Annotated in this window: 11 protein-coding genes; 2 read left to right on the top strand and 9 right to left on the bottom strand. The window is 74.2% G+C overall.

What is annotated here, in order from left to right:
• Positions 1-21: 21 nt before the first annotated feature.
• The 9 genes from C1703_RS29190 to rimP all read right to left on the bottom strand — a co-directional run bounded on the left by C1703_RS29190 (position 22) and on the right by rimP (position 11949).
• Complete coding sequence (locus C1703_RS29190; protein ID WP_114255625.1) at positions 22-975, bottom strand: bifunctional riboflavin kinase/FAD synthetase; 954 nt, start codon at positions 973-975, stop codon at positions 22-24.
• Between the two features lie 294 nt (positions 976-1269).
• Positions 1270-4716 (bottom strand): trypsin-like peptidase domain-containing protein, encoded by a 3447-nt coding sequence (locus tag C1703_RS39085; protein ID WP_157993177.1) that lies wholly within the window; start codon positions 4714-4716, stop codon positions 1270-1272.
• A 256-nt stretch (positions 4717-4972) separates the two neighbouring features.
• A complete protein-coding gene (truB, locus tag C1703_RS29180; protein WP_114255624.1) occupies positions 4973-5878 on the bottom strand; it encodes a tRNA pseudouridine(55) synthase TruB in 906 nt (301 codons plus the stop codon).
• Complete coding sequence (rbfA, locus tag C1703_RS29175) at positions 5875-6327, bottom strand: 30S ribosome-binding factor RbfA (protein WP_114255623.1); 453 nt, start codon at positions 6325-6327, stop codon at positions 5875-5877. Before rbfA ends, truB begins: the two co-directional genes overlap by 4 nt.
• A 45-nt stretch (positions 6328-6372) precedes the next feature.
• Complete coding sequence (locus C1703_RS29170; RefSeq protein WP_010042759.1) at positions 6373-6666, bottom strand: DUF503 domain-containing protein; 294 nt, start codon at positions 6664-6666, stop codon at positions 6373-6375.
• Positions 6667-6851: 185 nt separating this feature from the next.
• Positions 6852-9890 (bottom strand): translation initiation factor IF-2, encoded by a 3039-nt coding sequence (gene infB / locus C1703_RS29165; protein ID WP_114255622.1) that lies wholly within the window; start codon positions 9888-9890, stop codon positions 6852-6854.
• 146 nt (positions 9891-10036) lie between these two features.
• Complete coding sequence (locus C1703_RS29160; RefSeq protein WP_114255621.1) at positions 10037-10333, bottom strand: YlxR family protein; 297 nt, start codon at positions 10331-10333, stop codon at positions 10037-10039.
• 102 nt (positions 10334-10435) lie between these two features.
• A complete protein-coding gene (gene nusA, locus C1703_RS29155) occupies positions 10436-11446 on the bottom strand; it encodes a transcription termination factor NusA (RefSeq protein ID WP_114255620.1) in 1011 nt (336 codons plus the stop codon).
• A 2-nt stretch (positions 11447-11448) separates the two neighbouring features.
• On the bottom strand, positions 11449-11949 hold the full coding sequence (gene rimP, locus C1703_RS29150) for a ribosome maturation factor RimP (RefSeq protein ID WP_114255619.1): 501 nt from the start codon (positions 11947-11949) through the stop codon (positions 11449-11451).
• A 206-nt stretch (positions 11950-12155) separates the two neighbouring features.
• On the opposite strand from rimP, the gene C1703_RS29145 reads away from it, so the two are divergent.
• Positions 12156-12683 carry a hypothetical protein gene (locus tag C1703_RS29145; protein ID WP_114255618.1) on the top strand — a complete coding sequence of 176 codons (528 nt, stop codon included), beginning with the start codon at positions 12156-12158 and terminating at the stop codon, positions 12681-12683.
• On the top strand, positions 12680-13144 hold the full coding sequence (locus C1703_RS29140; protein WP_114255617.1) for a ferritin-like domain-containing protein: 465 nt from the start codon (positions 12680-12682) through the stop codon (positions 13142-13144). The genes C1703_RS29145 and C1703_RS29140 overlap by 4 nt, the downstream gene beginning before the upstream one ends.
• The last annotated feature ends 19 nt before the right edge of the window (positions 13145-13163 follow it).

Below are 13163 nucleotides of genomic sequence, written 5' to 3'. Positions count from 1 at the left end.
CGGCACCGGCCCACGAGCGAACTAGGCAGCCTCCTCGGCCGCCACCAGCTCCCGGCACTTCTGCACGTCCCGCCCGATCTGCTCCAGCAACGCGTCCAGCGTGTCGAACTTCGCCTGCCCCCGCACGAACGCCAGGAAGTCGACCGCGACGTGCAGCCCGTACAGATCCAGCCCGACCCGGTCGATGGCGTACGCCTCCACCGTCCGCTCGGTCCCCTCGAACTGCGGGTTCGTGCCGACGGAGATCGCCGCCGGCATCGCCTCCCCCTGCGCGTGCAGCCACCCGGCGTACACACCGTCGGCCGGGATGGCCGTGTGCGGCAGCGTCTCCACGTTGGCGGTCGGGAAGCCCATTTCGCGCCCGCGCTGGGCGCCCCGGACGACGACGCCCTCCACCCGGTGCGGCCGGCCCAGGATCTCCGCGGCGCCCTGGACGTCCCCCTCGGCGACCAGACGCCGCGTCAGGGTGGAGGAGAACGGCTCCCCGCCGCCCGCCTCGCCGGTCACGTACAGGTCGACGACCTCGACCTCGAAGTCGTAGGTCTTGCCCTGCGTGGCGAGGAACTCCACGTTGCCCGCGGCCTTGTGGCCGAAGCGGAAGTTGGGGCCCTCGACGACCGCCTTGGCGTGCAGCTTGTCGACGAGGACCTTGACGACGAAGTCGGCCGGGGACAGCTTCGAGAACTCGGTCGTGAAGGGCAGGATGAGCACCGCGTCCACGCCCAGGTCCGCCATGAGTTCGGCGCGGCGGTGGTGCGGGGCGAGCAGGGGCGGGTGGCTGCCGGGGCGGACGACCTCGCTGGGGTGCGGGTCGAAGGTGACGACGACGGCGGGCACGCCCAGCTCCCGGGCGCGGTCCACGGCATGCCGGATGATCAGCTGGTGTCCGCGGTGCACTCCGTCGTAGGAGCCGATGGTGACGACGCTGCGCCCCCAGTCCTGGGGGATGTCCTCCAAGCCACGCCAGCGCTGCACTGTGCCTGCTCCTTGTCGAAAGCTCGTCGAACCCGTGTCCGGTCGGTTGTCCGTGGTGACGCGTACGCAGGTCTAAGGGTGCCATGCCGGGTCCCCGCCGCCCGCATCGGCATGGGCGCTGTGACCGGGCGCACGGCACCCCGCACCGGTCGGGCGGGGACGCGTACGCCCGCACCGGTCAGGCCGGGACGCGCACGCCCGCACCGGTCAGGCCGGGACGCGCACGCCCGCACCGGTCAGGCCGGGACGCGCACGCCCGCACCGGTCAGGCCGGGACGCGCACGCCCGCACCGGTCAGGCCGGGACGCGCACGCCCGCCAGGTTCTCGATCGTCCGGTGGCAGCTCGGGCCGACCAGGGCCGTCCACTCCCCCGGAGCGTCGGCCAGCCAGCCGGCCAGGCGGGCGGCGAAGCCGGGCACGTGCCGGCCGAGGTCGACCAGGGCGCGGTCGAAGCGGCTCGCGCCCTCCGGGGTGCGGGCCAGGAGCAGGCCGATGCGGCGGACGAGGTCGCGCAGGTCGTCGCCGCCGTTCCGGGCGGCGGCGTGCAGCAGCGCGTCCAGCACGTCGGTGTCGTGCTCGCGTGCCAGGAGCGCGTCGCGCAGTTCGCGGCGGAGCGGGCGGGAGGCGGGGATGCCGGGCGGGGTGAGGACGGTGGCGAGGGCACACCGCAGCCGGATGGGGCCGCCCTCCAGCAGGCCGGTGACCAGCGGCAGGAGCACGGCCCGGGCGGCGGGGCCCCGGTCGAGCCGCTGGTCCACGTAGGCGGCCGCGTGCCCGGCGAGTTCCGGCCGCCGTTCCGCCGCCTCCCGGAGCAGCGCGGCGACCCGGTGGGCCAGGCCGGGCGGGGTGGCGTCGGCGAGCGCCCGCAGGGCGTCCTCCGGGTCCGGCCGCTCCAGCCGCGCGGCGAAGGCGCCGAGGACCGGCTCGGGGCAGACCGGGAGGGCGCGGGCCAGGGCGTCCGGCGGGAGCTGCGGGTCGCCCGCCGCGAAGTGCTCCAGCGCGCGTGGGAGGTACCGGGCCCGGGTGTGCGGGTCCTGGACGAGGAGGGCGAGCGCTCCGCCGTGCAGGGCGCGGTCGGCGGGGCGGGCGAGCAGGGTGAGGGCCGCGTAGCGCAGGAGGGCCCGGTCGCCTCCGGCGGTCACGTGCCGCGCGACGCGCAGTCCGTGCTCCATCGCGGCACGCCGGCGCGCCGGCCGCTCGTCGCGCGCCCATCGGTCGACGGCCCGGCAGACCGCCGACGGTTCCTCCTCGGCGAGCGCGGCCAGCAGTTCCCGGGCCCGCCGGTGCGCGCGGTCGACGAGCACGTCCGCGAGGTCGTCCAGGGCGGCGTGGCGGTGGGTGTGCAGCAGCGCCTGCGCGGCCGTGGCCACGGTCGCGTGCGGGGTGGCGGGCAGGGGCTGCTCGTCGTCGAACCAGTCGGCGAGCAGGGGCTGGACGGCGGCGGGGTCGGCGGCGAGCAGCCCGGCGACGGCGTCCAGGAAACGGGGGCCGGCCTCGCACGGCGGGCCGTCGGCGTGGACCAGCCGCCTGAGCAGCGCGCAGCGCACGCCCTCCGGCAGCCGCAGCCCGGTCCAGAAGGCGGGCCCCGCCTCCTCGGGCACCGGCTGCCCGAGCCGCCGCCAGGCCACGATCCGGTCGGCGAGCAGCCGCAGCACCTCGCTGTACGGCGTCGCGTCGGGCACGGCGGCCAGGGTGCCGGTGAGCAGCCGGACGGCCCACCAGGACCGCGGGTCGGCGTCCAGGGCGTGCACCAGGTCGGCGAGCCGGGCCGCCAGCCGTTCCGTGCCGTGCTGGCGCGCGAGCCACAGCAGGGCCTGGACCACGGGTCCGATGCGGTGGTGCGGGACGGGGTCGGGCTGCGGGGCCCCACGGCGGTGGACGAGGGCGTGCAGGGCCTCGTCGAGGTCGAGGTGCATGCCCTGGAGCCAGTCGGCGAGTTCCTCGTGGGCGAAGCGGTAGCCGGGCCCGGCGGGCACGAGCAGGCCCTCGGCGAGGACGGCCGACGCCCAGCCGGTGCCGCCGCCGAGCCGCGCCGGGGCGGGCCCCCACGGGAACACCTCCTCGAAGGCCGCACGGTCCAGGTCCCCCGGCCCGGGGCCGAGGCTGCGCCGGGCGGCCTCGTGCACCTGCCCGGCGACCTTGGCGGCCAGCCGCCGTACGGCGGTGCCGTGCAGGCCGTTCCCGGCGGCCAGGCGGAGGGCGATGCGCAGGGACATCAGGTCCAGGTAGGCGCAGAGGACGCCGTCCCGGTCGGTGGTGGCGGCGCGCGGGGCTTCGGGGGCGTCGGCGAGGGCGGCCCTGACCTCGGCGAGCAGGCCGAGGGTGAGGGGGTGCCGGGCGTCGGCGGGGACGAGGGCGCTCTCCGGGATGCCGTGGCGCAGGCGGGCCTGGCTCGCCTCGTCCTCGGTGAGGTCGCCGAGCCGCAGGCACGCGGGCCGGTCCAGGAGGTCCGACACCTCCTCCCAGTACTCCGTCCGGCACGCCACGACCAGGCGCACTCCCGTCTCCCGCAGCCACCGCACCGTCCCGTCGGTCCAGTCGGCCAGGCGGCGGGCCAGGGCCGGCGGCATCTCCTCGGGGTTGTCGAGGAGGAGCAGCAGGGGGCGGCCGAGGGAGCCGGCGAGACGGGCGAGGCGCTCGGGCGTGGTGTCGCCCGGGTCGGCGGGGAAGGGGGCGCGGGCGGCCGCCACGACGGGGAGGGCCCGGGTCAGTGCCCGGCGGGCCGCGTCCGCCACGGAGGTGTCGTCGGCGCGCAGTTCGCAGCCGCGCAGCCACAGGGTGGGGTGCCCGCCGCGGCCGCGGCGGGCGGCGAGCGCGGCGAGTTCCGTGGTGCGGCCGCTGCCGGGCGGCCCGACGAGGCCGAGCACGGCCGCCGGGCCCGCCGTGAAGGCGTCGAGTCCGGCGACCACGGCGGCCCGTTCGACCGGTTCCGGGAGGCCGGTGCCGCCGGGCGGGCCGTCCAGCCCGGCCGACGTGCCGGTCAGCTCCAGCACCCCGGCGAGGTTGAGGTCGGCGCCGTAGGCGGGCACCGTCGCCGCGTTCTCGGCGAGCAGGTCGGCGAGCGGTCCCGCCGCGCCGGCCGGCCCGGCGTGCAGGGGGACGGCGAAGCCGACGTCGCGGTGGCCGGAGCTGAGCGCGGTGCCGAGCACGCCGACGACGGCACCCGTCCCGGCGTCGAGCACGGGGCCGCCGGCCGCTCCGCCGCCCAGTCGCAGCGCGTCCCGCCCTGCCGTGCCGACCGCGAGCTCGAGCGCGCCGTCGAGGCGGTGGAAGCGGTCCGTGGCCGCGTAGGTCACGGCCGTCGTGCCCAGCACCCGCGCCTCCCGCCAGCCCCCGGCGGCGATCCGCACGTAGGCGCCGGTTTCTGCTCCGCCCCGCACGGTGACGGGCAGCGGCGGCACGCCGAGCCCCTCGGTGCGGACGAGGGCGAGGTCGAGGTCGGGCAGCGGGGTGACCGCCTCGGCGGTCACGACCCGGCTGCGGTCCCCGGCGCCGTACAGGACGAGCCGGGGCAGTCCGTCGACGGCCTCGTGGCTGGTGACGAGCGTGCCGTGCCGGTCGGCCAGGAAGCCGGTGCCGCGGGGCCGGCCGGCCAGGTCGTGGATGCGGACGAGAGCCTCGCCGGGGATCGCCCGGTCTCCGTACTCCGCCGTACCGCTGGTCTGTTGCGCTGTTCCGGGGCGGTCCTGGGAGCCTGCTGTGCTGTCGTGTGTCCCCCGGGACCGGTTCCGCGACGTCATCGTCGAGCCTCCCCGCCGTACACCCGTGCCCTTGTGTTCGACAGTAGGGGCGGGATGATCAGCGGGACAGATCGCTCTGCGAAAGCGCCCCCTTCCGCTCCCCCGGTTCACTCCGAGCGCCCGCACAGACGGGTGAAGGAACGGGGGCGGCTGGATACACCCTAGGGGTGGGGGAACCGAGGGGGGACCGTGGAGCGGCGGCAGTGGAGGTACCCCGTGGTCGCCGCTCCACGGGCGGACCGCCCCGGGCGGGCGGTCAGCCGAAGACGGCCAGGCTCTTGGCCTTGCCCCGCTGCTCCTCGACGAGGGCGAGGAAGCGTCCCTCCGGGTCGAAGACGGCGACGGGGCCGGAGCCCGCGTACTGGTCGGGCATCTCCAGCCGTACGCCGTTGGTGAGCAGCTTGGCGCGGCGGGCGTCGACGTCCCAGCGGGGGAACGCGGCCGCGGCGGCTTCGGCGACCGGCATCACGGTCAGCTCCTGCTGGAGCTGGTCGAGGGTGCGGGCGGCGTCCAGCTTGTAGGGGCCGACGCGGGTGCGGCGCAGGGCGGTGAGGTGACCGCCGACGCCGAGGTCGGCGCCCAGGTCGCGGGCGAGGGCCCGGATGTACGTGCCGGAGGAGCAGACGACCGACACGACCAGGTCGAGCACGGGCGTGCCGTCCTCGGCGACGGCGTCCCGGACGTCGTACACGCCGAAGGAGGAGACCGTCACGGACCGGGCGGGGATCTCGAACTCCTCGCCCTCCCGGGCGCGCTTGTAGGAGCGCACGCCGTTGATCTTGATGGCGCTGACCTTGGACGGCACCTGCATGATGTCGCCGGTCAGCTTGGCGATGCCGGCGTCGATGGCCTCGCGGGTGACCTTGGAGGCGTCGGCGGAGGAGGTGATCTCCCCCTCGGCGTCGTCCGTGAGGGTGTTCTGCCCGAGCCGGATGGTGCCCAGGTACTCCTTCTCGGTCAGCGCGAGGTGGCCGAGGAGCTTGGTGGCCTTCTCGACGCCGAGGACGAGGACGCCCGTGGCCATCGGGTCGAGGGTGCCGGCGTGCCCGACGCGTCGGGTCCGGGCGATGCCGCGCATCTTGGCGACGACGTCGTGCGAAGTGAAGCCCGACGGCTTGTCGACGATGACGAGGCCGTCGGGCGTGGTGGGCTTCTGGGTCATTCGGCGGTGTCGTCCGTCTCGTCGTCCTCGTCCGGCTTGCGGTACGGGTCGGCGTCGCCGGCGTACTTGGCGCCGGCCGAGACCTCGCGCACCTTCTCGTCGGACTGGCGGGCCTTGTCGAGGAGGTCCTCGATGGTCCGGGCGGTGTCGGGCAGCGCGTCGGCCACGAAGGTCAGCGTCGGCGTGAACTTCACGCCCGCCGCCGCGCCGACCGCGGAACGGAGCACGCCCTTGGCGCTCTCCAGACCGGCGGCCGCGGCCGCCCGCTCCTCGTCGTCCCCGTACACCGTGTAGAAGACGGTCGCCTCCCTGAGGTCACCCGTGACCCGGGTGTCCGTGATGGTGACGTGCGAGCCGAGCCGCGGGTCCTTGATCCCGCGCTGCAGCTTCTGGGCCACCACCTCTCGGATGAGGTCCGCCAGCCTTTTAGCCCGCGCGTTGTCGGCCACTGGTCCGTCTCCCGTTCTTTCCTGTCCGGTTCGTTCTTGGGGTCGTCAGTCGTCTTCGCCGTGGAAGCGCCGCCTGACGGACAGCAGCTCCACTTCGGGGCGGGCGGCGACCAGCCGTTCGCACCGGTCGAGCACCTCGCTCAGGTGCCCCGCGTCGCCGGACACCAACGCGAGACCGATGACGGCCCTGCGGTGGAGGTCCATGTGGTCCACCTCGGCCGCGCTCACCGCGTACTTGCGCTGGAGCTCGGCGACGATGGGGCGGACGACGGAGCGCTTCTCCTTCAGCGACCGTACGTCGCCGAGAAGCAGGTCGAAGGACAGAGTCCCCACGTACATGTGTGTATCCGGATGACCCGCCGGTACGGGATCGATGGCCCTGCCGGTAGGGGTGGCAGGGACACCAGGAACGTTACCGCGAACGGGGCGGGTGCTCGATCGGGTTTTCCCGTGCGCACCGCGCCCCAACGGCCAGCCGGCCGACGCGGCGGGTGCCGCGTCGGCCGGCTGGGAAACCGTGGGGGTTACACCCGCGGCTTCTCGCGCATCTCGTACGTCGCGATGACGTCGTCGACCTTGATGTCGTTGAAGTTGCCGAGGTTGATACCGCCCTCGAACCCTTCGCGGATCTCGGTGACGTCGTCCTTGAAGCGACGCAGGCCCTCGATGTTGAGGTTCTCCGCGACCACCTTGCCGTCGCGGATGAGGCGGGCCTTGGTGTTCCGCTTGACCTCGCCGGAGCGGATGAGAACACCCGCGATGTTGCCCAGCTTGGACGACTTGAAGACCTCGCGGATCTCCGCCGTACCGAGCTCGACCTCTTCGTACTCCGGCTTGAGCATGCCCTTGAGGGCCGCCTCGATCTCCTCGATCGCCTGGTAGATGACCGAGTAGTACCGGACGTCCACGCCTTCGCGCTCGGCCATCTGCTGCGCACGCCCGGCGGCGCGCACGTTGAAGCCGATGACGATGGCGTCGGAGCCCATGGCCAGGTCGATGTCGGACTCCGTGACCGCACCGACTCCGCGGTGCAGGACGCGGATGTCGACCTCTTCGCCGACGTCCAGCTGGAGCAGGGAGGACTCCAGAGCCTCGACCGATCCGGACGCGTCGCCCTTGATGATCAGGTTCAGCTGCTGGACCTCGCCGGCCTTCAGCACCTTGTCCAGGTCCTCCAGCGACACGCGGCGCGTGCGCTTGGCGAACGCGGCGTTCCGCTCGCGGGCGGCGCGCTTCTCCGCGATCTGGCGGGCCGTACGGTCCTCGTCGACGACGAGGAAGTTGTCGCCCGCACCCGGGACGTTGGTCAGGCCCAGGACCTGGACCGGCGTCGACGGGCCCGCCTCGGTGACGAGGTTGCCGTTGTCGTCGTGCATCGCCCGGACTCGGCCGTACGCGTCGCCGACCACCATGGTGTCACCGACCCGCAGCGTGCCGCGCTGGACGAGGACCGTCGACACGGCACCGCGGCCGCGGTCGAGACGGGACTCGATCGCGATGCCCTGCGCGTCCTGGTTCGGGTTGGCCCGCAGGTCGAGCGAGGCGTCGGCCGTGAGGATCACGGCCTCCAGCAGGGAGTCGATGTGCAGACCCTGCTTGGCGGAGATGTCGACGAACATCGTGTCGCCGCCGTACTCCTCGGCCACCAGGCCGTACTCGGTCAGCTGACCGCGCACCTTGGTCGGGTCGGCGCCCTCGACGTCGATCTTGTTGACCGCGACGACGATCGGGACGTCGGCCGCCTTGGCGTGGTTGAGCGCCTCGACCGTCTGCGGCATGACGCCGTCGTTGGCCGCGACGACCAGGATCGCGATGTCGGTCGACCGGGCACCACGGGCACGCATGGCGGTGAACGCCTCGTGACCCGGGGTGTCGATGAAGGTGATCTTGCGCTCTTCGTCGTTGACCTCGGTCGCGACCTGGTAGGCACCGATGTGCTGGGTGATGCCGCCGGCCTCGCCCGCGATGACGTTCGTCTTGCGGATGGCGTCGAGGAGCCGGGTCTTGCCGTGGTCGACGTGACCCATGACGGTGACGACCGGCGGGCGGACCATCAGGTCCTCCTCGTCGCCCTCGTCCTCGCCGAACTCGATGTCGAAGGACTCGAGGAGCTCGCGGTCCTCCTCCTCCGGGCTGACGATCTGAACCGTGTAGTTCATCTCGTCGGCGAGGAGCTGCAGCGTCTCGTCGGAGACGGACTGCGTGGCCGTGACCATCTCGCCGAGGTTCATCATGACCGCGACGAGCGACGCCGGGTTGGCGTTGATCTTCTCCGCGAAGTCGGTGAGGGAGGCACCGCGCGACAGGCGAACGGTCTCGCCGTTGCCGCGAGGCAGCATCACGCCGCCGACCGACGGGGCCTGCATGGCCTCGTACTCCTGGCGCCTCTGCCGCTTCGACTTGCGGCCACGACGCGCGGGACCGCCGGGGCGGCCGAAGGCGCCCTGCGTGCCACCACGGCCACCGGGACCGCCGGGACGACCGCCGAAGCCGGGACGGCCACCGCCGCCACCGAAGCCGCCGCCACCGCCGCCACCGGGACGACCGGCGAAACCGCCGCCGCCACCGGGACGACCGGCACCGCCACCGCCGCCGGGACGACCGGCGAAACCGCCGCCGCCTCCGGGACGACCGGCACCGCCGGGACGACCCGCACCACCCGGACCGCGACCCCCACCGGGGCCGGGACGCGGGCCGGCAGCGGGACGCTGCGGCATCATGCCGGGGTTCGGACGGGGACCCGCGGAGCCGCCGCCGGGACGCGGGCCGCCGCCCTGCGGACGCGGCATCGAACCCGGGGTCGGGCGGTTGCCGCCCGGAGCCTGCGGACGCGGACCGCCGCCGCCCTGGGCGCCGGGCGCCTGGGGACGAGGACCGCCGCCGGGCCCGCCGGGGCCGGGACGGGCACCCTGCGGACGGGGCGCCTGCGGGCGCGCCATGCCGGTGGAGCCACCGGAGGTGAAGGGGTTGTTGCCCGGGCGCGGACCGGCCGGACGGGCACCCGGACGCGGCGCCGGAGCGCCGGGACGCGGGCCCTGACCGCCGGGACGGCCCTGGCCGCCCTGACCCTGGCCGGGACCGCCGGAGGGGCGGCCGCCGCCGGGCTTGGGGGCGCCGGGACGCGCGCCGCCGGGCTTCGGACCGGACGGGGCCGGGGCCGACGGGGGCGCGGTGAACTCGGGCGCGGCCGGAGCCGGACGCGGCGCGGGCTTGGGGCCCGGCGTCGGACGCGGGCCGGGGGCCGGCGCGGGGGACGACGGGGCCGACGGCTGCTGGGCCGCGGGCTTGGGGGCGGCCGGCGGCTTCGGGGCAGCCGGACGAGCCGCCTGCGCCGGAGAGGGCGCGGCGGGACGGGGGGCGGCCTTCTTGGGGGCGGCGGGCTTCGCGGCGGACTTGCCGTTGCCACCACCCTGGAAGGCGTCGGTCAGCTTGCGAACAACGGGCGCTTCGATCGTCGAAGACGCCGAACGGACGAATTCACCGAGTTCCTGGAGCTTGGCCATGACGACCTTGCTCTCGACACCGAACTCCTTGGCGAGTTCGTAGACCCGGACCTTAGCCACTTCGCTCCTTTGAGGTCCGGGTTACGTCCGGACCGTCGCTAGTTCATGGGCGTACTCATCGCGTACTCATCGAGTGCTCATCGCAATCTCGACCTGCTTTCGACTCGCGAGGTACCTAAGCCACACGGGGTTCCGTGCGGCACGTCTTACGGTGTTGCCTGCTCGGCAACTGTTGTCTGCTCGACGTGTCGGCGCAACGCCTTTGTGTCGAGCGCTCCCGGGGCGCGCAGTGCCCTCGTGAACGCCCGGCGGCGTACCGCCTGGTCGAGACAGACCAGTGCGGGGTGAACGTACGCACCCCGGCCGGGCAGCGTACCGCGAGGATCAGGGACGCATGCGTCCTCGATCGCCACGATCCGCAGCAGTTCGGCCTTGGCCGCTCGCTCCCGACACCCCACACAGGTGCGTTCAGGGCATGCGCGGGCGCGCGTCCGGCCAGACACTGCTAAGTCTACCTCCCCGTACGCACCTCACCCCTGTGGGGCAGGTTTCGAACAGTTGCCGCGCGTGAACCTGTCGTGATCTGAACGGCCCGCGGCTTGGATCTATTCCCCGGAGCGGTCCCGGGGCTGCTCCCCGGACGGTTCCGTGTCCGGGCGGATGTCGATCCGCCATCCGGTGAGCCGGGCCGCGAGGCGGGCGTTCTGGCCCTCCTTGCCGATGGCCAGGGAAAGCTGGTAGTCGGGGACGGTCACCCGGGCGGACCGGGTCGACATGTCCACGATCTCGACCTTGGAGACGCGGGCCGGGGAGAGCGCGTTCGCCACCATCTCGGCCGGGTCCTCCGACCAGTCGACGATGTCGATCTTCTCACCGTTCAGCTCGCCCATCACGTTGCGCACCCGGCCGCCCATGGGGCCGATGCAGGCGCCCTTGGCGTTCAGGCCGGACCGGGTGGACCGTACGGCGATCTTGGTGCGGTGACCGGCCTCGCGGGCGATCGCGGCGATCTCCACGGAGCCGTCGGCGATCTCCGGCACCTCCAGGGCGAACAGCTTCTTCACCAGGTTGGGGTGCGTGCGCGACAGCGTCACGGACGGGCCCCGGACGCCCTTGGCCACCCGGACGACGTAGGACCGCAGCCGCATGCCGTGCGGGTACGTCTCGCCGGGCACCTGCTCCTGCACCGGCAGGATGGCCTCCAGCTTGCCGATGTCCACGAGCACGTTCTTCGGGTCGCGGCCCTGCTGGACCACGCCGGTGACGATGTCGCCCTCGCGGCCGGCGTACTCGCCGAGCGTCGCGTCGTCCTCGGCGTCGCGCAGGCGCTGCAGGATGACCTGCTTGGCCGTGGTGGCGGCGATCCGGCCGAAACCGGACGGTGTGTCGTCGAACTCGCGGGGCTCCTGGCCCTCCTCGAGGCCGTCGGGGTCCTCCTTCGCCCACACGGTCACATGGCCGGTCTCCCGGTTGAGCTCCACGCGCGCGTGGCGGCGGCTTCCCTCGGTGCGGTGGTAGGCGATGAGGAGGGCCGACTCGATCGCCTCGACCAGCAGGTCGAAGGAGATCTCCTTCTCCCGAACCAAGCCCCGCAGGGCACTCATGTCGATGTCCACGGCTACGCCTCCTCTTCCTTCTTGTTGTCCTTGCGGCTGAACTCGACCTGGACGCGTGCCCGGACGATGTCGTCGAAGGCGAGTCTGCGCGCGGTGGCCTTGCGGCCCTTGACCCCGGGCACCTCGGTGTCGACGCCGTCGTCGTCGACCTTCAGGATCCTGGCGACCAGCTCGCCGCCCTCGGCCAGCTGGAACTTCACCAGCCGGTCCGTGGCCCGGACGTAGTGCCGGTGTTCCGTGAGGAGGCGCTCCGCGCCCGGGGTGCCGACCTCGAGGGTGTACTCCCCCTCGCCCATCGCGTCCGTCTCGTCGAGCTTCGCCGAGAGCGCGCGGCTCACATCGGCGATCTGGTCCAGGTCCGCACCGGTGTCCGAGTCGACGACGACGCGCAGTACACGCTTGCGGCCGACGGAGTCCACTTCGATCTCTTCGAGATCCAGGCCCTGGGAGGTGACGAGCGGTTCCAGCAGTTCTCGCAGCCTCTCGCTCTGGGTGGTGCTCATCCGGGTGACTCCTCGGCCGCGTGTGCTGTTGTGGGATGGGTCGCGTGTCTGGTCAAAGGGTATCCGGTCGCGGGGAGTGTTGCCGTCCACCCGGTCACGAACGGTGCCGCTGAGTGGTCCCGGGCGGGGGCCCGGGTACCGTGATCACGGGCGTGCAGCCCTGCCATGCGCTTCTTTCTCGCAACGAGCCCCCGAGGACGTCTGACGTGCCGTTCCCCCCATCGCCGCGCGCCCGTTCGGGGCCGCGCAGAAGGAGTCTGCTCGCCCTCGGCCCGGCGGCCGTCGCCGTGGCCGGATGCACCGCCGGCGGGGCGGATCCGGCCGACCCGGGCGACGGCCCGTCGGCGGCGGAGCGCCGGGCACGCGCGCGTGCGGCGCGGGACAGCGAGGGGCTGGTGGAGCGGTACGACGCGGTGATCGCCGCCCGGCCGGGGCTCGCGGGGCGCCTGGGGCCGCTGCGGGAGAACGTCGTACGGCACGCGCAGGCGTTCGGGGGTGGCCGGAAAGCATCCCCCTCGGGGTCGAGCTCGGTCTCACCGTCGGCCTCGCCCTCGGCCGCGGTGCCGGGGAACGACAAGGACGCCCTGGCCGGGCTCGCCGCCGCGGAGCGGGAGCTCGCCGACCGGCGGTCCAAGGAGCTGCTCGGGGTGCCGGGCGAGCTGGCGCGGCTGCTGGCGTCGGTGGCGGCGGCCGGTGCGGCGCACGTGTATCTGCTGACGGAGGGGGACGCGTGAGCGAGGCGAAGGACCGGGAGCTGCGGGCCCTGCAGGCGGCGCTGGCGGCCGAGCACGCGGCGGTGTACGGGTACGGCGTCGTGGGCGGGCGGATCGGCGAGGGGCAGCGCGTCGAGGCGCGGACGGCGTACGACGCGCACCGGGCGCGCCGGGACGCGCTGGTGCGCGAGGTGAAGGACCTGGGGGGCAGGCCCGTGGCGGCGGCCGCCGGGTACGCCCTGCCGTTCCCGGTGCCGGACGCGGCGGCGGCCGTGCGGCTCGCCGCGGAGCTGGAGGACCGGGTGGCCGGGGTGTACTCCGATCTGGTGCGGGCGGCGGGCGGCGGGCGGCGGGCGCTGGCCGCCGAGGCGCTGCGGGAGGCGGCGGTGCGGGCGGTGCGCTGGCGCGGGGAGAGCGTAGCCTTCCCTGGGCTCGCCGAGCGGGCCGGCACGGCTCCGCCCTCGGCGGCGCCGACGGCGTGACCCGCGCGGGGCACGCACC

The sequence above is a fragment of the Streptomyces sp. Go-475 genome (genome assembly GCF_003330845.1).
Taxonomy (GTDB): Bacteria; Actinomycetota; Actinomycetes; order Streptomycetales; family Streptomycetaceae; genus Streptomyces.
Note: the sequence above shows the minus strand (reverse complement) of the source record. Positions and strands in the feature narration are given on the sequence as shown.

What these genes read in the sequence shown, in the direction of transcription:
- C1703_RS39085 (WP_157993177.1), bottom strand. Translation starts at nt 4,716, where the DNA reads ATGACGTCGCGGAACCGGTCCCGGGGGACACACGACAGCACAGCAGGC.
- truB (WP_114255624.1), bottom strand. Translation starts at nt 5,878, where the DNA reads ATGACCCAGAAGCCCACCACGCCCGACGGCCTCGTCATCGTCGACAAG.
- C1703_RS29170 (WP_010042759.1), bottom strand. Translation starts at nt 6,666, where the DNA reads ATGTACGTGGGGACTCTGTCCTTCGACCTGCTTCTCGGCGACGTACGG.
- rimP (WP_114255619.1), bottom strand. Translation starts at nt 11,949, where the DNA reads ATGAGCACCACCCAGAGCGAGAGGCTGCGAGAACTGCTGGAACCGCTC.